Source organism: Streptomyces sp. NPDC005566 (assembly GCF_040605575.1).
Taxonomy (GTDB): domain Bacteria; phylum Actinomycetota; class Actinomycetes; order Streptomycetales; family Streptomycetaceae; genus Streptomyces.
In genome coordinates this window covers 1-1033 of record NZ_JBEXDB010000091.1, presented here as the reverse complement: position 1 = coordinate 1033, position 1033 = coordinate 1, and the positions used below count along the sequence as shown (strand labels likewise).

At 66.3% G+C, this 1033-nt stretch carries 1 protein-coding gene; it reads left to right on the top strand.

Going from position 1 to position 1033, the window contains the following annotated elements; all coding sequences use genetic code 11:
• A partial coding sequence (locus tag ABZS61_RS34900; protein ID WP_356430581.1) for a cyclopropane-fatty-acyl-phospholipid synthase family protein occupies positions 1–1020 on the top strand: 1020 nt, incomplete at its 5' end.
• Positions 1021–1033 lie beyond the last annotated feature (13 nt).

Genomic DNA, 1033 nt, shown 5'->3' with positions numbered 1-1033 from the left:
GGCTGGCTGCCGGACCGGCTGATCCGGGCCGGCATGCGCTCGCTCATGCGGCAACGCCTGCGCGACGAACACGCGGATGACGGCGAACGGCGCGCGGCGGCCTACGACACGCTGGTGCGTGAACTGGGCGCGAGCCCGATCGCAATCGAGACGCTCGCGGCGAACACGCAGCATTACGAAGTGCCCGGCAGCTTCTTCGAGGCCCATCTCGGCCCGCGGCTCAAATATTCGTGCGGCTATTACCCGCGCGGCGACGAAACGCTGTCGCAGGCAGAAGAAGCCATGCTGGCGTTGTACGCGCAGCGCGCCAGGCTGGAGGACGGCCAGCGCATTCTCGACCTCGGTTGCGGCTGGGGTTCGCTGTCGCTCTGGCTCGCCGAACGGTATCCGGCCGCGCAGGTCGTCGGCCTGTCGAATTCGCACGGTCAACGCCACTTCATCGAGCGATGCGCGGCGCAGCGCGGGCTGACGAATCTGCGAATCGTCACCGGCAACGTGGTGGAGTTCGACTTCGATCCCGCGGATGCCGGTTTCGACCGCGTGCTCTCGATCGAGATGTTCGAGCACATGAAGAACTACGGGCAACTGCTCGCCAAAATCGCGCGCTGGATGCACGACGACGGCAAGCTCTTCGTGCACATCTTCGCGCACAAGCTGCTCGCCTATCACTTCGCGGTGCACGACGACACCGACTGGATGTCGCGCTATTTCTTCACGGGCGGGACGATGCCGTCGGCCGACCTGCTGCTGCGGTTCCAGGACGACGTGCGCATCGCCCGCCAATGGTGGCTCGACGGGACTCACTACGCCCGCACGGCCAATCAGTGGCTCGCGTCGCTCGATGCGGCGCGCCCCCGGGTCATGCCGATTTTCGAGACGGTCTACGGCGCCGACGCCCGCATCTGGTTCCAGCGCTGGCGGATGTTCTACATGGCGGTCGCCGAGCTGTTCGGCTATGCCGACGGGCAGGAATGGGGCGTCGCCCACTATCTGTTCGACAAGCGCCGGGTTCTCGCATGACGGCCGCGATCGC